This window comes from Moraxella haemolytica (assembly GCF_030177935.1).
GTDB classification, from domain to species: domain Bacteria; phylum Pseudomonadota; class Gammaproteobacteria; order Pseudomonadales; family Moraxellaceae; genus Moraxella; species Moraxella haemolytica.
In genome coordinates this window covers 1,618,029-1,641,362 of the sequence record NZ_CP089974.1, presented here as the reverse complement: position 1 = coordinate 1,641,362, position 23,334 = coordinate 1,618,029, and the positions used below count along the sequence as shown (strand labels likewise).

The window sequence follows — 23,334 nt, the reverse complement described above, 5'->3', positions numbered from 1 at the left end:
TTATAAAATGTTTTTTTGATTAAAATCGGTCAATTATGGTGCCAAACAACTTGGCAAGTGTTTGGCAGGGTCGGTGTCATATGCTTTTATCGCTTCGTCAACCGTCAATCCCAATGCCTTCGCCACGCCCTCACCATAGGCTTTGTCGCAAAAGTGGCAGTTACGAATATGACGGTATTTGATGAAATCAGGGGCATCGCCCATAGCAGCCGCTGTATTGTCAAACAACGCCTGTTTTTGGGTGTCGTTCATCAGATTAAATAACGCTCGTGGCTGGCTAAAATAGTCATTATCATCTTCACGAAAATCAAAATGTTGAGCACTGCCATCAATGCGTAGTGGCGGCTCGGCATATTGAGGTTGTTCTTGCCATTGCCCAAAGCTATTTGGCTCGTAATGCACACGACTGCCATAATTGTCATCCACACGCCCTTGACCATCTCGCTGATTGCTGTACACAGGGCAGCGTGCACGATTGACTGGAATTTGATGGTGGTTTACCCCTAAGCGATAACGCTGGGCATCAGCATAGTTAAACAGACGAGCTTGTAGCATCTTATCAGGCGATACGCTAATGCCTGGTACAAGGTTGCTTGGGGCAAAGGCAGCTTGTTCCACATCTAAAAAGAAGTTCTCTGGATTTTTGTTTAATTCAAATTCGCCCACCTCAATCAAAGGATAATCACCTTTTGGCCATACTTTAGTTAGGTCAAAGGGGTGATAAGGTACTTTTTCAGCATCCACCTCTGGCATAATCTGTACATACATTTTCCACTTAGGAAAGTCGCCACGCTCAATGGCGTTAAACAAATCACGCTGGTTGCTCTCACGGTCTTTAGCAATAACTGCTTCAGCTTCGCTGTCTGTTAAATTTTCAATGCCTTGTTGGGTACGGAAATGGAATTTGACCCAAAAACGCTCATTTTTGGCATTGATAAAACTATAAGTATGTGAACCAAAGCCGTGCATATGGCGGAATGATTTTGGAATGCCACGGTCACTCATCACAATGGTAACTTGGTGGAAAGCCTCTGGTAGCAGTGTCCAAAAGTCCCAGTTGTTGGTGGGGCTACGCATATTGGTCTTAGGATCTCTTTTGACTGCTTTGTTTAGATCTGGGAATTTTCTTGGGTCTCTTAAAAAGAATACAGGTGTGTTGTTGCCTACCATATCCCAGTTGCCCTCTTCGGTATAAAATTTTAGAGCAAAGCCACGAATATCTCGCTCGGCATCGGCTGCACCTCGTTCACCAGCTACGGTCGTAAAGCGAGCGAACATTTCGGTCTTTTTACCCACTTCACTAAAAATCGCTGCACGAGTATATTGAGTGATGTCGTTGGTCACGGTAAAAGTACCAAACGCCCCAGATCCTTTGGCGTGCATACGGCGTTCTGGAATCACTTCACGAGCAAAATCAGCAAGCTTTTCATTAAGCCATAAATCTTGGGTAAGGAGTGGACCTCTTGCTCCTGCGGTTAGGGAGTTTTGGTTGTCAGCAACGGGAGCACCGTTTTGGCGTGTTAGGTGGCTAACAGGACAGTCTATTTTTTGGGTATCTTGGGGGTTGGTTGTGTGGGTTTTGTTGTCTTTCATAAATTTATCCTTTTGATTTATCATCGGCTTGGCAGTGTACCTAGCGGTGCTATTGTAACATTGTTTAGGTGATGGGTTTGTTGGGTTTTGTAATTATTCCATCGCTTTTACTTTGCTTTCAATAAAAGCGATTTCATCATCGCTTAATCCGTATTTGGCATACAGCTGGCGATCAATCTCGCTAATGGACTGTGTCCAATCAATGTCAGAATTTTTGGTAAAATCTTGTAGGGGGACTTTTTTCCATTTATCTTTTGGGTTGTCTTGGGTAATTTTTAAAATACCGAGCATTGTGCGAGCAAATTTACTTTTAACATATTTTAAACAGTTTTCGGCTTCTAATAAACTATCAAAAGCACCAATAGATATAAAAGTTTGAGTAAACCCGATTAGGGGTTCCCCGATTAGGGGTGTGCTTAGCACTTCACCAATCGCCCCAGAACCATTTGCTTTGGGTAAAATGACTTTAAACTTATCAAAAGCAAAAGGCTCATTAATGTAGTCTTTTCTGATGAAATGACGCACTCTTTGATTTTGATAGCGACCCAAAACTTCTACATACTCAAAACCATCTTTTTCTATTTTTTCAAAAAATAATATGTTATGTAAACTTTCCAAAACGCCAGTTCCAACATCATTTGGATGACTTTTTGATAAAATATTTTTGACATTTGGGTTTTCTTGGTGCATTTTTGGTGTGAATTTGTAGATACCTTGACCTGACATTATTGTATCTAATGTATTTTCTTTTAATTTAGTAACTTTTTCAGAAATAGAATTTAGTTCTTGGAAGTTTGAAAAAGTGCCAATTTTACTAAAATTTTTATTCCTATCTTTTTGAATAATTGCAATACCACCTTTAATATCGGTATTTGGAAAAATTTTAGATGAATTTTGTTCATAGAATAAAACCCTTAAATGCTCATCATTTAGCATTTTTTCATTCCATTTTTTATCTGTGCTACCCGCATTAAACAAAAACCTTGCAGGCGAAATTAAGCAATATTTATCCGAACATTGTTCTGCCAACTCATAAAAATAATGATAAATTGCATCATCTCTGGTATCTTTACGGTTTTCTTGATAAGGCGGATTACCTACAATTGCATCAAATTTCATCGCTTTTCCAAAAATCTTGGTTAATTTTTCATTAAAATCCAAATCGCCCCCTTTATACAGGCTTTCGGCGTATGGGGTGGTATCCAGCATCACAATATTGTGCTTGATATGCTGATTATCATCAAACCCTAAAATAAAGTTTTTGGCAATTTGATAAATAATCTCGCTTGGGGCAAAACCATAGATTTGATTGGCAAAAATATGTTTTAATCGCTCGGTCGGATTTGGGAATTGACTTGCCAATCCAATATATAGCCGTTTGACAATCTCGGTCATATATAGCCCAGATTTCATATACAAATCGGCAAATGTGATATCAGGATTTTTAAAAATATCAGGATTTTCGCTTTCAAATTTGTCCATCATCATTTTTACTACCCATTTTGGGGTAAAAATCTGATTGGTTTTTTGGAGTGGAATATAATCAAAAATGTCTTCGGTTTGACTTTCGTCAAAATAATTGGCAAGAGCAAAGCGTTTATGTAAAAACTCTTGGATTGATGTATCAAACACCTGTTCATCAAAAAATTGATGTTTATCTCGCAACACACGAAATTGGTCAAGGGTAATGCCTGTAACTTCTTTAAAAACGCTGTCTGAAATATGGCTGTCAAAATTCGCCAATGTGGTGTTTTTATCGCCATACGCCATTAAAAACGACGGAATGGTGCGACTAAATCCACGCAATCGCCCACGCACATCGTCTTCAACCGTGTTTTGTTTGTTTTGTTCGGCTTTTTGCAAAATGGTTTCGATGCTGTTTTGGGTAAACTCGGCGACTTTTTCGCCAACCTTTTGGCTAATTTGATTTTGTAAATCCTGCGTGATGATTTGCGTTTTGGTTTCATAATCCTTTTGGATCTGCTGTTTTTCATCATCGCTTTGGGCGTTTTTTAAGTCATTTGCATATTCGGCGTTGATTTGGTTTTGATTGATTTGGCTATGGCTTTGGATTTTTTGGATTTCGTCTATTATCGCTTGACTTTGTGCTTTTACGACTTTTTCGGCAAATTTTTCGGTTAAGCCATTGTCTTTTGCTAGTTCATTAAAGGCGGTTTGGGTAGTTTGGGTAAGTACATCGGCAACTTTTTTTGCCAAATCATCATTGTTCAAATTTTCATTTTGAATGATTTGTTCGGTTGTTGTCTGAATACCGCCATAGACTTTTTCGCCAAAACGAGCATTGTTGGTATTGATAACAATTTCATTATCCGCCACCGCATTGCCATTATCATCTACTTGTACGCCTTGGGTATCAATCGCTTTATTGGCTTTTTCTTTATTGATTTTGCCATTATCATAAGGGTCAATTTGTTCCAAAATTTCAAGCACTTCGCTATTTGCACCAAAAATCCCTGAAATATTTTGGAATAATAAATTGCTCATAAAACCCCGTCTAACGACTTCGGTGGCTTTAAAGGTTTTTGGAATGGTTAATACTTGATCAACATCAAGCTCAATCATCTTGCCTTCGCTATCTTCGGCGATGACAGGAAAGAAATTTAAGAGTTGTTTGATATTCTCTTTTCGTTGATTTTCTGTGCCACCACCATTTGAAGTGTTTGACAATAAATTATTGGCAAATTCATCATAAATAATCAAAGTGCGTTCTGGAGCAAAATCAAAAACATAAGCATTGTGTTTTTGCAAAACTTGTCCGTCTTTTTCATATACCCACGGATTTTGGGCTCTAAATGCTGTTTGCCAATATTGTGCTGGCGATTTGACATTGGATAACATCAAGACCGCCGTCCACTCTGGAATGGTGATGCCTGTGGTGAGTTGTCCTACCGATAGTGTAATGGTTTTGTCGTGGTTTTTAATGGCTTCTTTGACTCGTTGTAGGGCATTTTGATTGACCGTTTCATTATCAAAACGCCCATCGCCCGCTGCCAAAATAATATGGTAATTTTCAAAAACAGGGTGATTTTCTAGCAATTTTTTTAATGCTTTGGCACTGGCTACACGGTCTAAATACCAAAATGAGTGCTTGATTTCATCTCGCAATTCTTTGGTAGAAAAAGGGTATTTTTCATTTTTACTTAAAGTATCTAACCATTTTTTGACTTCTTTTTCGTGTTCAAATTTGCCTTTGTCGTTTGTGGCAAAAAATTCATTTAAATCAAAAGTAAAATCCAGATTTTGACCTTTAATATCCGCCCCCTTATTCACTTTATCGCTAATCATCGCACTCATCTGATAGCTAAATAAATTTAAAGTAGGTAGGGTTTTGTAAGGATTGCTATCTTCGTTAGACCAATTTAATTTAGCCGATTGTTCATCTATATAGCTCCAATTATAAATTTCATCTTGGGTAAATTTACCGTCCGCCAACGCTTTAAATGGCGTACCTGATAAATGCAGGGTGAAATCTCGGCTAATTTGCTCAAATGCGACATTGGTTTTTAAGGTATCCACGCCTTCATGAGCTTCATCAATGACCAACAAATCCCATTCTAACTCTTTTACCCATTTTAATTTATCCAGCGTGCCGTCTGGGCTAAAATGCATCGACCCTTTTAAATCTTGCAAAGAAATAAAAGCAATCATATGCTTTTTGCCGTTAGGCTTTGTCATTTGCTCCAAATATTGTTCACGGCTTAAAGTCGCCCTATCCCTTAACGCATCAGTACTTGAAACAAAGGCAAAATCGGTCTGCCACGCAATAAATTGCTCAAAATCATCAAACCACGAATTGGCGATTGCAGGGCGGTTGGTAACAATCAATACTTTTTTGGCTTTTAATTTTATTGCCAAATCATAAGTGGTTAAAGTTTTACCAAATCTTGGCTTGGCATTCCACAAAAATTCACTATGCAGATTGTCTTTAAAATACGCCAAAGTTTGATTGACCGCATCTTGTTGCTCTTGGCGTAATTGATATTCACAATGCTCTTTGGCTTGATTATAATATTGAGTAACAAAATCATTAAAATCATCCAAACTTTTTTTGGGTGTGCCATTATAAAAAAACCATTCTTTTTGTTTTTTGATATTTTTATGGCGTGTCAAATAATCGTGCAATAAATGGTCATTAAAATAACTATCTTCGTCTTTATGAAATTTAGCAAGTTTGTGCCATAATAAATCATATGTCAAATCCACCGTGCCAACCTGTTCTTTGATGCGAGTATGCACATCTTCGCGTTCGGTATAGCCGATTTTTACCCATCCTTCTTTATCGCTGACAGTTGGCAATATATACGCATAAATTTGTGGATAAATTCTTTTGGTTGTTTGCAGGTTTACTTTACTCATTGGCTACTCTCCATAAAATCAATCAGTTTGCCTGTCTGCCAATTTTTGATTTTGGTAGGCCGACCTTGATGTATGATGGTTTTTGGTTTTGGGTCATCAAATAAATCTGTCTGATAACTTATAATCGTTTCAATTCTTTTTGATAAAGGAATGCACTTTGTCAAGCCGTCCATTTGAAAAATGTTATAGCTGATGATTTTGGCAATTTGTTTTAAAGCATCATAAGGTGGTTTGTCGCCCCATTTGTCGCAATAATAGTCATAATAAGTTGCCAATAAATTCTGCCTTGCTAACAATAAAGAATCGCCATTCCACTCAAAACCATAGCAAGATTGATAGGCTTTTTTGACGAATTTTTGCCATTTTTGTTTATGATGAATTTCTGTGTTAATTCTTTGTAATTTTCTATCCAAAAACCCCACTCTTTTATTTATGGCAATTTTTTTGGCGGTGGACATTTCATAGCGATTGGCGATATACGGAGCTTCCCCGCAAGTAATCTCAAGCCAAATGCGTGAAATATAAGTTGTTAAATCGTCATTGATAAAATTTGCATCCAATGCATCATTTTGTAATTTGACCACCCAACTTGGGGTAAACACTTCGGCTTTATTTTTGGTACGCTGTTTTTGTTCTGATTTTGGCTTTAATGCTCGTGGCACAATCAAGCCTTTTTTATCGCCTGTGATGAGATTGGGCGTGATTTGACAGGTGGCTTGATAATGCTCACTCAAATATTCATAGTTATTATTTGCCCAAATAATATTGCATTTGCGTTTGTTATAAAAAGAAGTGGACCTGTCTTTTAACAAAATTTCTAAAATCTCAGGGCAGTGTTGGTATAAGGTGTTTTCATTGATATTTACGATGCGTAAATTAGGCGTGCGTTTTTTGGATTTAGCTTGTTTGGCGGTCATTTGATACCGCCTTTTTGCAAGTATGAAAAGAGCCTGTCACCAAACAGCGATAGGCTAAAAAATAGATAAGTTTTGGCTTGACTTTTAGTTAAAAGTCCGCAAAATAACGGCTGAACGGCTGAACGGCTGAACGGCTGAACGGCTGAACGGCTGAACGGCTGAACGGCTGAACGGCTGAACGGCTGAACATTATAAGGTTGGCAAATTGATTTGCAATCATTTTATTTATGTATTTTATAAAAGCAATGTTAAGTAAAGTTATTTGATGGTTATTTTAGCATAAAAATTAACGACTTGCCGATAAAAAAACACCCCCAATTGGGAGTGTTTTTTATGTAACAATTAACCGTTTGGCTGTTCTTAGCAGTTGCAACCTAAGTCATAACGGTCAGCGTTCATTACCTTGGTCCATGCTTTAACAAAGTCACGAGCGAATTTCTCGCCAGAGTCGTCTTGTGCGTAAAGCTCTGCATAGGCACGAAGGATAGAGTTTGAACCGAATACCAAATCCACACGAGTGGCGGTAAACTTAGTTTCGCCAGACTTACGGTCTACAATGTTGTAGCTGTTGCGACCTGTTGGCTCCCACTTGTTGCCCATATCCACAAGGTTACGGAAGAAGTCAGTGGTCAATACACCGACACGGTCGGTAAAGACACCGTGCTTGCTGTCGCCATGGTTAGCACCTAACACACGCAGACCGCCGACAAGCACAGTCATTTCAACAGCGGTTAAGCCCATTAGCTGTGCACGATCAAGCAATAACTCTTCTGGCTGTGGTTCATAGTGAGCTTCTTGGAAGTTTCTAAAGCCATCGTGGATAGGTTTTAGATACTCAAAGCTCTCAACATCAGTCATCTCTTGAACGGCATCGCCACGACCTGCATTAAATGGTACTTCCACATTAAAGCCTGCGTCTTTGATGGCTTTTTCAACAGCAGCTGTACCACCTAGCACGATAAGGTCAGCGATAGATACATTGGTCTGAGCTGATAGTTTTTCGTAAACAGCCAAAACTTTAGCTAGGCGTTCAGGTTCGTTGCCAATCCAGTCTTTTTGTGGAGCTAGGCGAATCCTTGCACCGTTTGCACCACCACGATAATCCGACTGGCGGAAAGTACGAGCACTATCCCAAGCGGTTGCCACAAGTTCAGAGATGCTTAGACCAGATGCCAAGATTTGTTCTTTCAAAGAAGCAACTTCTGCATCGGTTGGTACATATTTAGGTGCAGGAATTGGATCTTGCCAAATCAAGTCTTCTTGTGGTACAAGTGGACCTTTATAACGAGATTTTGGTCCCATGTCACGGTGAGTCAGCTTAAACCATGCACGAGCAAACGCATCGTCAAACGCTGCTTGGTCGTTTAAGAATTTTTCAGAAATCGCACGGTATTCTGGGTCTTTGATAAGTGCCATATCGCCATCGTTCATCGTGATTTTGCGTTTGATGGACGGATCGTTTTGGTCAACTGGCATGTCCTCTTCATCCATTTCGGATGGTTCCCACTGTTTTGCTCCAGCAGGTGAGTGAACGATTTGGAACTTGTCTTCATATTTGAACAATAATTTGAAGAACTCGTTATCCCAGCGGTCAGGGTTGGTTGTCCATGCACCTTCGATACCAGAAGTAACTTTGCCTGGATTTGGTTGACTCCAGCCCAAGCCTTGCTCTGCGATGTCGGCCGCTTCAGGTTCTGCACCCATTTTGGAAGCGTCGCCATTACCATGATGTTTACCGATGGTATGACCACCAGCCACCAAAGCGACAGTTTCTTCAACGGTTACACCCATACGCTTAAAGGTGATTTTCATATCACGAGCGGTTTTTAGTGGGTCAGGGTTGCCGTCCACGCCTTCTGGGTTGATGTAGATAAGACCCATCATTACAGATGCTAGTGGGTTTTGCAAATCACGGTCGCCAGACCAGCGGTTGCCTTTTGAGCCTGTTTTGGCAAGCCATTCGGTCTCGCTACCCCAATAGGTGTCTTTTTCTGGATGCCAGATGTCTTCTCGACCAAAGGCAAAGCCAAAAATTTTTAGACCGGCGGCTTCATAGCCCATCGTGCCTGCTAAGATGATTAGGTCAGCCCAAGAGATTTTGTTGCCATATTTTTGTTTGATGGGTTGCAACAAACGGCGAGCTTTGTCAAGGTTTGCGTTGTCAGGCCAAGAATTTAGCGGAGCAAAGCGAATATTACCAGTGTTAGCACCGCCACGACCGTCCGCTGCACGATAAGAACCTGCTGAGTGCCATGCCAAACGACCCATCAAACCGCCATAGTAACCATGGTCAGCAGGCCACCAGTCTTGGCTAGTGCGAAGTACTTCTTCTAGATCTTTTTTTAGGGCATCAACATCCAATTTTTTGAGTTCTTCGGCGTAGTTGAAATCCTCGCCAAGCGGATTAACTTTTTTGTCATGTTGGTGCAAGATGTCAAGGTTTAGGGCTTTTGGCCACCATGCCATTGGGCTTTGACCATCTAGGCTGTTACTGCCATGAAATGGACAGCCTTGCGGTGCACCTGCTGTTTTTTGGCTGTCATTTAGTTCATTTAAAACTTCGTTACTCATAACCACTCCTCGTTTGGATTAAAAGCTGGCATTTGCTTGCTTAAAAAATATTTTAAGTTGGCCAACAGAGAAATAATGGGAGACTTCCCATGATTTTTCAATGATTATAAGTGGTTAAAGTACTTTGGTAAAATATAATAATTTGATAGCTTGGTTTGGTTTTTTTAATTAAAAATAATGATTGAAATATTAAAAATTGATTAGAAAAATATATCATCATTGACGGCGATGACTTTGCTATCAAGAGACATAAAAAAGACCGCTAACTGGCAGTCTTTTTGAGTACTTCTATCTTATCTATTCATCGTCGCCATAGTATTTGACGCCAATTTTAATCGGCTCTCGTCCTTGACTGCGGCGAAAATTATTGGTATCACGCAAAGAATAAGCACAACCACAGTATTCTTGCTGATAAAAATGTTCTCGTTTGCTAATCTCAATCATGCGACTACTGCCACCGCCTTTACGCCAGTTAAAATCCCAGTAGTCCAAACCTTCATAGGGGGCGACCGCACGATGACCGCAATCATTGATTTGAGCCATATTTTTCCAACGGCTAATACCTAATGAGCTTGTCATTACAGGAAAGCCATTTTCATGGGCGTATAAGGCGGTGCGTTCAAATCGCATATCAAAACACATGGTACAACGGCGACCTCGCTCGGGGTCCTGCTCCATGCCTTTGGCACGAGCAAACCAGTTATCCATGTCATAATCTGCATCAATAAAGGGAATACCGTGCTTTTTGGCAAAGGCGATGTTTTCGTTTTTGCGGATTTCGTATTCTTTTTTTGGGTGGATATTAGGATTATAAAAATAAATGGTAAATTCAATGCCACTAGCAAGCATGGCTTCCATGACCTCGCCTGAACAAGGGGCGCAGCATGAGTGCAATAGTACTTTTTTATGTCCATTTGGTGGGGTTAAAATCTCACGGTCAATCGGTGTTAGGTGTGGATTGGTGGGGTCAGCCTTGGCAATTTGTGGCTTGGTTTTTGGGTTTGGCTGATGTTTTGGGTTGTGTGTTTGTACGGTCATGATGTTTTTTGGTCGTTAAAAATGCACTTATTATATCATTTTTTGACTAATTTTGATAAAATTTACCAAATTTTGAACCAATAAAGAGAAGTGTTATGAAATTAACTTGGCATGATACGCTAGATATCGCCATTGAGTTGTCTGAAAAATACCCAGATGAAGATGTGCAATATATTCGCTTTACTGATTTGCATCGTTATGTGTGTGAACTTGCAGGGTTTGATGATGATCCTAATAAATCAAACGAAGCCATCTTGGAAGCTATTCAGATGGCATGGCTTGATGAATTAGATTGATTGTTTAGACCGAACAAGCAGGCTTGTAGATATTTGATTTGCCCCATTTCTTGAACCATTTAAGGTCGTGTGGCTTTAAGTGGTTTTTTGTGGCAATTGAATCATGGTTATCTGGTATTGAAGTGTTGGCTTGTGAGATGGTTTTTGTTCTATTTTAGATAAGTTTTATCGCTGTGTAACAAATAATAACCATTACTTATAAATCATATGATGAAAAGTTTGTTTTTCTTACGCAAGTGTGTTTTAATGATGGGGTTTGAGCATTAGGGTTTGTTGTCTTATGATTGACTCTATGCTTATGATCAACTTTATGGTGATATTGGATCATGTCTGCTTTTTTGTTGTGAGGGAGTAAATATGCAACAGCAAAATTCTACTCGTATGGGACGATTTTTAAAGGGTGTAGAATGGCTTGGCAATCTTTTGCCACACCCTGCGATTTTATTTGTATGGATGTCAGGGATACTGCTTGCATTATCTGCTGTGATGTCTTATATGGGTGTTTCGGTCATTGACCCTCGCCCAGAGGGTGCAAAAGGTCGTGCCGAAGATGGCATGATTTATGTCAATAACCTACTTAATGGCGAAGGGCTTGCTAGAATTGTTGAAAATCTGGTGTCGAACTTCACAGGGTTCATACCGCTTGGCACGGTGTTGGTTGCTTTGCTTGGCGTAGGTATTGCTGAGCGTTCTGGCATGATATCGGCTGCACTTCGTGGGCTTGTTATGAACGCACCACCTAAGATAGTAACGCTTGTGATTGTCTTTGCAGGCATCATGTCAAATACCGCATCAGAGTTGGGTTATGTGGTGCTAATTCCACTGGCGGCGATGATTTTTCATTCACTTGGCAGACACCCATTGGCAGGATTGGCCGCCGCCTTTGCAGGTGTTTCAGGTGGGTATAGTGCCAACTTGCTACTAGGTACTGTTGATCCTTTATTGTCTGGCATTAGCCAAGAGGCGGCACGCATCATTGACCCTGAATATATGGTGGGTGCAGAAGCCAACTGGTATTTTATGGCAGTAAGTACATTTTTAATCAGTGGTTTGGGATATTTTATCACTGAAAAAATCGTTGAGCCATCTTTGGGTAAATACAATCCTAATGACGCCAACGACCCAAGTGTGCTAGACAGCAAAGTGGATCGACTGACCGCCATTGAGAAAAAAGGGCTTTTCTGGGCTGGTGTGTCGATGGTTGTTTTTTGTTTGTTATTGGCATGGACGATTGTGCCTGCCAATGGCGTGTTAAGACATCCTGAGACAGGTCTTGTGGCAGGTTCGCCATTTTTGCATGGTATTGTGGTGTTTATTTTTGTGTTTTTTGCCATTCCAGGCATTGTGTACGGTAAGATTACAGGCACCATCAAAACCAATAACGATGTGGTAGATGCCATGAGTGCTGCCATGAGTTCTCTTAGTATGTATATCGTACTGGTATTCTTTGCCGCTCAGTTTACTGCATTTTTTAACTGGTCAAATATTGGTTCGGTCATGGCGGTGTCAGGGGCGAACTTTTTGAACGAGATTGGTTTGACAGGACATTTGCTATTGGTTGGTTTTATTTTGATTTGTGCATTTGTCAATCTGATGCTTGGGTCGGCATCTGCTCAGTGGGCGATTACCGCACCGATTTTTGTGCCAATGCTTATGCTCACAGGCTATGCACCAGAGATGATTCAGGCGGCGTATCGTATTGGTGATAGCACCACCAATATCATCACGCCGATGATGAGTTACTTTGGTCTTATCATGGCGGTGGCAATTCGTTATAAGAAGGATACAGGTGTTGGCACATTGATGTCGCTGATGATTCCTTATTCGCTTATTTTCCTAGTGGGCTGGACAACCCTGTTTTGCATTTGGGTGTTCGTACTTGGCTTGCCTGTTGGACCAGGTTCGGCAACTTACTATACGCCTTGATGGCAATCATCAAAACCCCCTAAATATTAGGGGGTTTTGATTGGTGGTTAGAACTAGGCGATTAATTTTTTTAAGATTTTGCCATAAATCAACGATAATTTCTCCAAATCATCTACCGCCACCTTTTCATCAATCTGATGAATGGTGTCATTTAATACGCCAAGCTCTACTACTTGGGCATTCATAATGGGAGCGATAAATCTGCCATCTGATGTACCGCCACTCGTAGAAAGTTTGCTGTCTGTCCCTGTAGTTTCTTTGATGGCAGAGACGACCGCATCAACAAAGCTACCTCGCTTAGTTAAAAATGGCTCGCCTGATAGATTCCATTCTATCTCATAAGTCGCCTTGCTGTCCTTAAAATGTTTATCCAAAATGGCGTGAGTTTTGGCTTTTAGGCTCTCTGCTGTGTTTTCGGTGCAATAGCGAAAATTAAACAGCATTTGTACATTTCCAGCGATGACATTGCTTGCACCTGTGCCACCATTTAGGTTGGATATTTGCATACTGGTTGCTGGAAAATAGGCGTTGCCATCATCCCATTTGGTCGCCACAAGTTCGGCAAGAGCAGAGGCAAGTTCGTGCATGGGATTGACCGCCAGATGTGGATAGGCGATGTGCCCTTGTTTGCCAGTTACGGTAAGTCTGCCATTTAATGAGCCACGCCTGCCGTTTTTGATGATATCACCAAGTGTACGGGTGCTAGATGGTTCGCCCACAAGACAAAAGTCCATACGCTCACCACGCTCCGCCAACGCTTGCACAACTTTTTGAGTACCGTTGATTGCCACACCTTCTTCATCTGATGTGATGAGTAATGAGACATCACCCTTATGGCTAGGGTTTTGTTTGATGAATTCATCACACGCCACACAAAAACAAGCAATCGCAGTCTTCATGTCAGACGCACCACGCCCCCATAGATAACCATCTGCAACAGTCGCCGAAAAGGGTGGGTAGGTCCAAAGTTTCTCATCGCCTACAGGCACAACATCGGTATGTCCTGCAAAACATAAGTGTGGAGCGGTAGGGTCTGTGCCTTTTTTCTTAGCATAGAGATTTTTGATTTGGGCGTTACTGCCTTGATCATTAGGGTCGCCAAAGAACATGAATTCGCATTCAAAGCCTAACGCACCCAAAAAATCTGCCAAGATGTTTTGGCACTCAAAGTCATTGGGGGTAACAGATGGTTCTTTTAATAAAATGGTGGATAAAGATAGAACAGGGGTCATGGGAGTTCCTAATTGTTATAACCGGCTTGAGTTAAATCTAGGCATTATACACGATGATAATCAATACAATACTACAAGTAAGTTGCTTTTATCCAAGATGATTGAATGAAGTCATCAACATCTTAGAATGTGCTTTTTTAAGCTAAAAGGTTGCCGCTTGATGAATCGCAACCTCAATGGTGTCGCCAATTCTATGGGCAGGGCGGTCTTTGGTCATGGAAGTTTGCATAAATAGTGTATCGCCCTGATTGTTTTGTAGGGTGTAAAGCCAGTCTCCTCCACGAAAATCCCTGTCTATGATGCTAACAGCGATGCCTTGATTGTTTGTTTGAATGACATCATGCGGTCTGATGAGCATCTGTGTGTCTAGGCTGTTGTTTGGCAATAAAGGAATAAAACCAAAAGAGCATTCCATACCATTGGGGTGAACTTTGAGAATATCGTATAAGACACCTTCTCCGACAAAACTGGCAACCTGTGCATTGGTGGGGCGGTGATACAGTACTTCTGGGTCTGCCCACTGCTGAATGATGCCATCTGCCATTACGCCAATCACATCTGCCATGGCAAAAGCTTCAGACTGTTCATGGGTTACCAAGATGGCACTGACATTTTGTGATTTGAGTAGCTTGCGTACTTCTTTGGATAGGTTGGTGCGTAGCTCAACATCAAGGTTGGAAAAAGGTTCATCAAGCAAGATTAGCTTAGGTTTTGGGGCGAGAGCGCGCACCAAGGCAACTCGTTGCTGTTGTCCGCCTGATAGCTCATGTGGATAACGATGCTTGTATGCATTTAGATTGACCAGTGTCAATAACTCATCAATGCGAGCATTTTTTTTGGATTTATCCAAATGACTTAAGCCAAATCCGACATTTTGAGCCACAGTCAAATGTGGAAAAAGGGAGTAATCTTGAAATACCATGCCGATTTGGCGTTGGTGAGCAGCAATGTTGGTGTTGTTATTAAATAGTGTATGGTCATTTAAAGAAATCACCCCAGTGCTTGGCTTTTCAAAACCAGACAGACAGCGTAGTATGGTTGTTTTACCGCAACCAGAAGCACCAAGCAGGCAAGCGATTTCACCAGTTTTTAAAGTAAAATTGACATCGCTTAAAATCGTCTTGTTGTCAAACTTGATGGATAAATTTTCTACGGTTAGCATAACTTAGCTCTTTTGGTCTATTTTGACGAATAAAATGACAGGAATTAGTCCTGTTAGCACGATGGTCAATGCAGGCAAGGCGGCTTGTTCGTACATACCTTCGCTTGTAAAAGAATAGATGCGTATTGCCAGTGTGTCCCAGTCAAACGGACGCATCATTAAAGTGATTGGCATTTCTTTCATGGTATCTACAAATACCATGAGTAGGGTAACGCCCAACGAACTTTTAATGAGGGGTAAATGTACCTTAAAAAGTGATGAAAGAGGTGTTGCCCCTAGGCTTTTGGCGGCTTCAATGTGGGTACTTTTAATGCGTTTCATGCCAGAATCCATTGTTTGTACACCTAATGCCAAAAAACGAATCAAATAAGCAATGAGTAGAACAATGACTGTTCCTTTAAAGATGGCATCATGCTCGGCAAATGCTGGTATGTATTCAATCAAATAATTATCCAAAAACGCCACAGGAATGAACACACCTACCGCCAGCACTGAGCCGGGAATGGCATAACCAAGCGTTGCGATTCTAGCACTGATTAGGGTAAATTTGCTAGTATCATGGCGAATGCTTAGACTAATAAAAAAGGCAAAGATAGAAACGAGTGCAGCGGCAGATAGGCTAGCGATGATGGAGTTTTTGGTTTGTTCAACAACAGCGATAAAATCAATGCCCTGCCAAGTTTCAATAACCCATAGACTAAGCTGTATGATGGGTAATAAGAATGCCAAAAACAATATGCTAGCACAGTAACTAAATGCCAGCCATTTTTTGATACCATGTAAGTCAATGATACGATGATAACTACTGCGACCCGTGCTTTCAAAACTTTTGCGGCCACGGCTAAGCTGCTCTAATACCAAAAAGATAAACACCAAGCCAACCAAAAGACTTGCTAGTTGCTTGGCGGTTTCAATGCTAAAAAAACCATACCACGCTTGATAGATGGCGGTGGTAAAAGTATCATAACCAAAAATAGATACCGCCCCAAAGTCCGCCAACACTTCCATCAATGCCAATATGATGCCACTGGCAATCCAAGGGCGTGCCATGGGTAAGGCGATTTTAAAAAAGGACTGTCGATTTGACAACCCTAAGGATGCACCAACTTCTAAAGCACGATTACCCATGCTACTAAAGGCGTTTTTGGAGAGTAAATAGACATAAGGATATAAAGTTAGGCTCATGACGAGTGCCAAGCCACCGCCATGCCTAATGTTAGGCAGACCATTGTTAAGTCCCCATGCTTCTCTTAGATAAGTACTGATGACACCCGTATAATCAAAAATCCCAAGCTGTACAAAAGCCAGTACATAAGCAGGCACCGCCAAAGGTAGCATCATTGCCCAAGAAAAGAGCCATTTGAGTGGAAAGTGATACATGGCGGTTAGCCAAGCGGTACTTGTGCCAAGTACGGTTACGCCGATGCCTACGGATAATGCGAGCCATAGTGTATTTTTTAATAAATGACCCAGTTCATAATCAAGTAAAAACTGCCAAATCTCGGTATCAAACTCACCTAGGGAAGATAAAATGACACCTAAAGGAATGATGACTAATAAAGAACAAAGTCCGAGCCATAAGCGTGCAATCAGCGTTGAATTTGTCATAATTGTGCTAATCTATATAGGGTGATAATGATTGCTTATTAATGATGATAATAATTATTGTTAATATACCAATATTGTATTATAATATAGCAGAAAACGGCAGTATTTTGTGAAATTTTTTATCAAAAGATTGCCATCTGGTGTTTTATTTTAATGTATGCCATTAGATTGGCTTTTTTAAAGAAGGACGAGTTTATGTTAAAAAAAATTTTGACCGCTCAGGTGGCTGTATTGATGGCACTACCAGCATTTGCTAGCGAATTGGTGGTTTATTCATCTCGTGCTGACGAGCTTTTAAAACCGATTGTGCAGGCATACCAAACCAAAACAGGCACAAAAGTTACACTGGTTAATGATAAAGATGGCCCATTGATGGCAAAGATTAAAGCTGAGGGTAAAAATACCAAAGGTGATGTGCTGATTACTGTTGATGGAGGAAATTTGTGGAAAGCTTCACAAATGGGGCTACTTCGTTCAATCAATTCCACTACACTAAAAAATAACATTCCATCACACCTAAGAGCTGCTAATAACCAATGGTTTGGTCTGTCAGTGCGAGCTCGTACCATTTTTTATAATGCCAAGACTGTCAACCCAAGCCAACTTTCAACTTATGCTGATCTAGCTAATGAAAAATGGAAAGGTAGGTTATGTCTACGCACTTCTAATAATGTGTACAATCAATCATTGGTAGCAACCATGATTGCCAATCACGGTCAAGCAACAACTGAGCGTGTCGTTAAAGGTTGGGTGAATAACCTAGCAACCACGCCATTTTCTAATGATACGGCATTATTAGAAGCAATCAATGCAGGTCGCTGTGATGTGGGTATTGCCAACACTTATTACTATGGTCGTTTGATCAATAAAACGCCTGCCGTTGCAAATAATGTTAAAGTATTCTTCGCTGATCAAGGCGGTAAAGGTACGCATGTCAATGTTTCTGGTGCGGGTGTACTAAAACACAGCAAAAACCCAGCCGAGGCTCAAAAATTCATCGAATGGCTATCAAGTGCAGAAGCTCAAAAACTATATGCCGACCGTAATTTTGAGTATCCTGCCAATGCTCGTGTAAGTGCCACACCACTTGTATCTCGTTGGGGAAGTTTTAAGCAGGACTTCATCAATGTCGCTGTTGCTGGTCAAAACCAACAAAAGGCCATCATGCTGATGAAAAAAGCAGGTTATAACTAATTTTTAGTTAGGTTTGATTGCTTAGCCAAACCGCACCATAATATTGGTGCGGTTTTTGCATGGAAGTTTAATAAAATATTGCTAAAGGTGTATTCTTATTAAGAATTGTTATGTTATAATATGATTATAATACAGGCGTACAGGAGCAACAACATGATGAAACGAAAGACTTTACCACTGGCGATACTGACACTGTTAACACAGGTGGTTTATGCCGATGAGATTTTGCATGATGAACCAAGTGTGGCATTAGATCCCATAGTGGTCGCATTAAATAAGACTTTGCTATCAGGGAGTGCTTTTTCTGGCAACCAAAAGGCTTCTGACACCACTATATCTAAGTCTAAGTTGCAGCAGCGTTCAGCCACGCTAGGCAATGCCCTAGCAGGCGAGCTAGGTGTTCATTCTAATCCTTTTGGGGGTGGTGCATCCGCTCCTGTTGTGCGTGGGCAAGAGGGTGTGCGTGTCAAGGTCTTAAACAACGGCTTGGGTGTGGCGGATATGTCAAACATCAGTCCTGACCACGCCGTGTCGGTGGATACGCTACTTGCCAGTCGTGTGGAGCTTGTGCGTGGGGCAAGTACGCTTATGCACGCCAACGCTTCGCCTGCTGGGGTCATCAATGTGATAGACGGCAAAGTACCAAGCCGTCTGCCGTCTGGCGTGGAGGGCGAGTCTTTGTTTCGCTATACCACAGGCTCGGACGAAAAGCTCATTACAGGCTCGCTTGCCTTTCCGCTAGGTAGCCGTTTGGCGATGCGTGTGGAGGGTCTGGCAAGAGATGCCAATCCTTACAATGTCCCTGCCATCAAGTTTGACGGCGAGACCTTAAAGTATCTGCCTGATTCGTACAACAACACCAAAGCCAGCACCATAGGCTTATCCTACATCGGCGACAAAGGTCATCTGGGGATTGCCCATACCCTACGCCGTGAGAACTATGGGCTTGTGGGACACAATCATAAATATGACGAATGTGCTGCCCATGTCATCGACCCTCATAACAAACTTGGGCGAGGTCGCCACTATTTGACGATTTATCCGCACCTGATGGACGACACCGACATGCTTGATTCGCTCCATTTCCACTGCGGCAACGACCATGAAGCTGACCCCGCCCACAGCCACGACCATGTCTATGGACATAAGCACGACCATCATCACAAAGCCCCTTGGCTTGAAATGCGGTCAAGCTCCACAAGTATTCAAGGCGAGCTGAATCAGCCATTTAACTGGCTAGACAAAGTCAAGCTAAATTTAGGCTACACCAATTACAAGCACACTGAGTTTGACGAAGGCAAGCCCATTATGACAGGGAGCAAAGAGCGGTTTGTGCAGGGCAATCCTGTTTATTATGGCAATGATGCTTATCTGGGCAAATTAAGCTTTCATCACAGCATTAAAGACAAATACGGTCTGGTATGGGGAGCTGACTACGCCCAAAACCGCACGCACGCCCTCATCCCTAGCATTAAAGAAAAGTCAGAAAACCGCCGACCTTTGGTAGAGAACACCCAAAAATCATTGGGGCTGTTTGCCTTGACCAATGCCAAGTTTGGCAAGCTCACTTTAGAGACTGGCTATCGTTTTGAAAACACCAAAATCCCTGTGCATTATGACCTAGATGAGATTGACCACACCCTAAAACGCTATGGGCGAGCGGTTCGCCAAGAGTATCCTGATTTGACGACCTACAAGCAAAACGCCAAATCCTACGCCATTACCGCCTTGTACGACATCACACCAAAGCTTCGCCTTGATACCACTTATTTGCATAACGAACGCATACCAAGCCCGATGGAGCTTTATTATCACGGCAAGCATTTGGCGACCAACTCATTTATGTTTGGCAACAAAAATCTTGATAAAGAAAAGTCGGATAACCTAGAATTTGGGGCGACCTTTAAGGGTGATAAATGGAGCGTCAAAGGCAGTGTCTATGGCAATAATTTTGATAACTTTATTCACCCAGAAAATCTCTACAAGGTCGGCAACCTTGCGATGAGACGCTACACCCAGTCCAAAGCTAAGATTCGTGGGGCGGAGCTTGAAGTCGGCTATCAAGTGAACCCCAATTATAAAGTAGCAGTCTTTGGCGATAAAGTGCGTGGCAGATTGTATGACTTTGAGCCGATTTTTGTGGGTAATATCTATGGCGACAGACAGCTGGTTGGCTACGAAGACCCAGAGGAGTGTGGGTGGAGCAGAACGCACCCAGATTATGAAGAAGAGTGTGCCATCTACAAACGCCCCATCATCGGTCAAGAGACCATCACACGCCCTGACCGCCACGCTCCTAGAATGTCGCCTGACCGTCTTGGATTTCGTATCAATGGCGAACACGGTAATTGGTCGTCGTCTTTGGAGTTTAGCAAGGTCTTTGTCCAAAAACGCACATCAGAGTCTGTCGCCGCCAAATACGACAGCGAATGCCCCTATCATAACGCAGGACGCAACAAACTTTGCCCCATTTATATCAATGAGGACGCCACCGATGGCTACAATCTGCTCAATCTCGGTCTAGATTATCGTAAAAACACAGGGCGTCTCGACTACACATGGTCGGTTCGTGCCAATAATTTGTTGAACGAGAAAATCTATGTGCACAACTCATTTTTGCCCTTTGTGCCACAGCAGGGGAGAAATGTCAGCATATCGCTAAGTATGAATTTTTAGAGGTTTTTTCTTAGGCGGTGCGATGAGATTTTAGCTAAGGGGTGGAACTACCCCTTGGTTTGACAAGCCAGTCAAAGACGGGTAGGGCGTGGTGTGTTGTCCCGCAACAAATGAACCTGCCCAAATAATAGGGTGATTATAATATAAAACATGATGCACTGCTATTTACTTATCGTACTCATCAGAGCCTATCATCACGCCGAAGCCAAGTAGCGATAGAAAACCGTGTGCGGTTGGTGATTTCCACTTGATGTAATAGATTGCTGTCAAACACCACAAGACGATTAAGTTGTGGCAGAAGCTGTCTTGTCTGACCGATTTTATCTACAACCGTGATGTGACCACCGTCGTCAGCTGCCCAGTTGTCATTTAAATAAAATACCGCAGAAATCACTCGCTCATCTCGTCCTTTAGGATTATCTGAGTGCCATTTGTAGCCAAAGCCTGACGGATAGCACGCATAATGAGCTTCTGATGAGCGAATACCTGTGTATAGCGTGGCGTTAAAATACCACCCAAGCTCGTCAATCGCCCCAAGATACGCCGACCCCACAGGGCAAGACTCATCAATCCAGCGAATGCTGTCGCCACGAATGGCACTTGCTCGTTCGCCATGGGTAAGCTTTGCTTCTTTATATTCTATAAAGCCACTTTCATTTTGTAAGAGGGTTAAGCCATCTTTGTCAAAGACATTGTCAAGCACCATCGTGCCTGTGGTAATAAAGTCGTCTAATTTGGGGTCAATTAGGGTGTGCCAATCGGCATAGAAAGCGGTCATAATAAATAAAAATAGCCAAAAATCGTGAGTTATGCTACCATAAGTTATTTGAAATAACACGCAATTTTATCATGAATTATAAACACGCCTATCACGCTGGCAACTTTGCTGATGTTGCCAAGCATATTTTATTATTACAGATTCTCGCCCAGTTTAGTGCCAAGGCCAAACCTTTTTATGTGCTTGACGCCTATGGTGGGCGTGGGCTGTACTCTTTGGAGGGTGTAGAGGCAACCAAAACAGGTGAAGCTGATAGAGGTATTCGTACCTTAGAAAATACCAATCTTACTACGCCACCAAAAGCCATCGCTCAGTATCTATTAGACCTTGACATTGCTCGCAAAACTTACGATAAGCATGTCTATCCAGGGTCGCCTTGGTGGATTGCTAATCATGCCTTGAACCATTCAAGTAATGCACCCTTGCGTGTCGAAGCTTTTGAGGCGGTGGCAGATGAGTACGATGCCTTAAATTACCAACTCTACCAACTCCCTATCGGTATTCATCGTCGCAATGCCTTTGAGGGTGTGCCTGCCGTATTACCGCCAAAAGAAAAACGGGGCGTTATCTTACTAGACCCACCTTTTGAGCAGGAACATAAAGATTTTAGCCGTTTGGTAGATTTACTGGTGGCAAGCCACAAAAAATTTTCCACAGGAACATTTGTGCTGTGGTATCCCATCAAGAACAAAGAAGCGGTAGAGTTGTTCTATAAAAAAATGAAACGCACCGAAATCCGCCGTCAGCTTGTTTGTGAGCTAAACCTATACCCTAATGATGTGGCAGTAGGCATGAATGGCACAGGGCTTCATATCATCAATCCGCCTTGGCAATTCGACGAACACGCCAAAGCTATTTTAGAAACGCTTGCTCCAATCCTAAAACCTGCAGATGCACCTGCCATGAGCCTTGATGAGATGGCGGTGGTTAAATGGCTAGTGGGTGAATAAAACAACTCTTTAAACAAAAAAAATCATGACAAACACTCAATCCAAAAAGAACACCCATGATGATTATGATGGCATTACTTTTGAGGTGGTGGAACTAGAGGCGGTAGATGCTGAACAATCCAGTAACCAAAAAAAGGTCAGTCGTGGTGTGTACCTTGTACCAAATTTATTTACCACTGCGTCCATGCTTTCGGCGTTTTTTTCCATCATTGCCAGTAGCGAAGGACGCTTTGAGAAAGCATGTTTTGCCATTTTCCTATCTGCCATCTTGGATGGTATGGATGGGCGAGCTGCTCGAATGTTAAATGCCCAAAGCCCCTTTGGTGAGCAACTAGATAGTCTGGCTGATTGTATTGCTTTTGGGCTTGCCCCTGCCATTCTTATGTACCATTTCGCCTTGCATGAGTTAGGACGGATTGGAATTGCGTCTGCGTTTGTGTTCTCGGCTTGTGCAGCATTTCGTCTTGCCAGATTCAATGTGCAAATCGGATCGGTGGATAAGAAGTACTTCATCGGATTGGCAAGTCCTTTGGCGGCGATTTTGGTTGCTGCTAGTGTGTTGGTCTTTAAAGATCATGGTGAGGCTTTCACTTCATTATTGACCGCCATCTGTGCAGTGTGGACGGTTATTTGTGGGCTTTTAATGGTTAGTAATGTCAAATATTACAGCTTCAAAGAATTTGACCGCCAAAAAGTTCCTTTTGTCGCCCTGATTGTGGGTGTGCTTGTCATGGGTGTGGTGTTGTATGACATTCCTGTTGGCATACTTGCCATTGGTATGATTTATGCTTTGTCAGGATTTTGGACGACTTTTAAGAGAAATGCTCATTCTAAATTATAAGGGTGAAAGCTGTTTTTTGAGTTAATATTTTAAAGATTGCCATATCAATTATCATGCCAGTAGTTTGGGTTGATTTTACCTAGAACTGTCATTGTTTTTATTTTGATACAATAAAAAAATCCCTATCTCTGTATGGGCTTTTTCATTTATTGTTCTCTTAAGGTAGCGGCAGGGA

15 protein-coding genes are annotated in these 23,334 nt (G+C 41.8%); 6 read left to right on the top strand and 9 right to left on the bottom strand.

Annotation, left to right across the window (positions count from 1 at the left end):
* Positions 1 to 33: 33 nt before the first annotated feature.
* From LU276_RS07750 to LU276_RS07730, 5 genes are all read right to left on the bottom strand, one after another.
* Positions 34 to 1,593, bottom strand: a complete 1,560-nt coding sequence (locus LU276_RS07750; protein WP_284673281.1) for a catalase — start codon at positions 1,591 to 1,593, stop codon at positions 34 to 36.
* Positions 1,594 to 1,686: 93 nt separating this feature from the next.
* The gene (locus tag LU276_RS07745) at positions 1,687 to 5,970 is read right to left on the bottom strand and encodes an Eco57I restriction-modification methylase domain-containing protein (RefSeq protein WP_284673280.1); all 4,284 of its coding nucleotides are present in this window, start codon (positions 5,968 to 5,970) and stop codon (positions 1,687 to 1,689) included.
* The gene (locus LU276_RS07740; protein ID WP_284673279.1) at positions 5,967 to 6,887 is read right to left on the bottom strand and encodes a restriction endonuclease; all 921 of its coding nucleotides are present in this window, start codon (positions 6,885 to 6,887) and stop codon (positions 5,967 to 5,969) included. The genes LU276_RS07745 and LU276_RS07740 overlap by 4 nt, the downstream gene beginning before the upstream one ends.
* A 360-nt stretch (positions 6,888 to 7,247) precedes the next feature.
* A complete protein-coding gene (gene katG, locus LU276_RS07735) occupies positions 7,248 to 9,458 on the bottom strand; it encodes a catalase/peroxidase HPI (protein ID WP_284673278.1) in 2,211 nt (736 codons plus the stop codon).
* A 297-nt stretch (positions 9,459 to 9,755) separates the two neighbouring features.
* On the bottom strand, positions 9,756 to 10,496 hold the full coding sequence (locus LU276_RS07730; protein WP_284673277.1) for an epoxyqueuosine reductase QueH: 741 nt from the start codon (positions 10,494 to 10,496) through the stop codon (positions 9,756 to 9,758).
* A 95-nt stretch (positions 10,497 to 10,591) separates the two neighbouring features.
* Here LU276_RS07730 and iscX point away from each other — a divergent pair, with 95 nt between their 5' ends.
* On the top strand, positions 10,592 to 10,792 hold the full coding sequence (gene iscX / locus LU276_RS07725; RefSeq protein ID WP_284673276.1) for a Fe-S cluster assembly protein IscX: 201 nt from the start codon (positions 10,592 to 10,594) through the stop codon (positions 10,790 to 10,792).
* A 357-nt stretch (positions 10,793 to 11,149) separates the two neighbouring features.
* On the top strand, positions 11,150 to 12,718 hold the full coding sequence (locus LU276_RS07720; protein WP_284673275.1) for an AbgT family transporter: 1,569 nt from the start codon (positions 11,150 to 11,152) through the stop codon (positions 12,716 to 12,718).
* 53 nt (positions 12,719 to 12,771) lie between these two features.
* On the opposite strand, the gene dapE is transcribed toward LU276_RS07720, so the two are convergent.
* The 3 genes from dapE to LU276_RS07705 form a co-directional block, all read right to left on the bottom strand.
* On the bottom strand, positions 12,772 to 13,950 hold the full coding sequence (gene dapE, locus LU276_RS07715; RefSeq protein WP_284673274.1) for a succinyl-diaminopimelate desuccinylase: 1,179 nt from the start codon (positions 13,948 to 13,950) through the stop codon (positions 12,772 to 12,774).
* 142 nt (positions 13,951 to 14,092) lie between these two features.
* Positions 14,093 to 15,112 carry an ABC transporter ATP-binding protein gene (locus tag LU276_RS07710; protein WP_284673273.1) on the bottom strand — a complete coding sequence of 340 codons (1,020 nt, stop codon included), beginning with the start codon at positions 15,110 to 15,112 and terminating at the stop codon, positions 14,093 to 14,095.
* Positions 15,113 to 15,115: 3 nt separating this feature from the next.
* The gene (locus LU276_RS07705; protein WP_284673272.1) at positions 15,116 to 16,720 is read right to left on the bottom strand and encodes an ABC transporter permease; all 1,605 of its coding nucleotides are present in this window, start codon (positions 16,718 to 16,720) and stop codon (positions 15,116 to 15,118) included.
* A 195-nt stretch (positions 16,721 to 16,915) separates the two neighbouring features.
* On the opposite strand from LU276_RS07705, the gene LU276_RS07700 reads away from it, so the two are divergent.
* Both LU276_RS07700 and LU276_RS07695 read left to right on the top strand, forming a co-directional pair.
* The gene (locus tag LU276_RS07700) at positions 16,916 to 17,914 is read left to right on the top strand and encodes an extracellular solute-binding protein (protein WP_284673271.1); all 999 of its coding nucleotides are present in this window, start codon (positions 16,916 to 16,918) and stop codon (positions 17,912 to 17,914) included.
* A gap of 153 nt (positions 17,915 to 18,067) precedes the next feature.
* Positions 18,068 to 20,590: a TonB-dependent receptor gene (locus LU276_RS07695; protein ID WP_284673270.1), complete on the top strand. Its 2,523-nt coding sequence runs from the start codon at positions 18,068 to 18,070 to the stop codon at positions 20,588 to 20,590.
* 181 nt (positions 20,591 to 20,771) lie between these two features.
* On the opposite strand, the gene LU276_RS07690 is transcribed toward LU276_RS07695, so the two are convergent.
* Complete coding sequence (locus LU276_RS07690; RefSeq protein WP_284673269.1) at positions 20,772 to 21,368, bottom strand: 2OG-Fe(II) oxygenase; 597 nt, start codon at positions 21,366 to 21,368, stop codon at positions 20,772 to 20,774.
* Positions 21,369 to 21,439: 71 nt separating this feature from the next.
* Between LU276_RS07690 and LU276_RS07685 the strand changes: the two genes are divergently transcribed.
* A complete protein-coding gene (locus tag LU276_RS07685) occupies positions 21,440 to 22,318 on the top strand; it encodes a 23S rRNA (adenine(2030)-N(6))-methyltransferase RlmJ (protein ID WP_284673268.1) in 879 nt (292 codons plus the stop codon).
* A 25-nt stretch (positions 22,319 to 22,343) separates the two neighbouring features.
* Complete coding sequence (pssA, locus tag LU276_RS07680; protein ID WP_284673267.1) at positions 22,344 to 23,159, top strand: CDP-diacylglycerol--serine O-phosphatidyltransferase; 816 nt, start codon at positions 22,344 to 22,346, stop codon at positions 23,157 to 23,159.
* Positions 23,160 to 23,334: the final 175 nt, after the last annotated feature.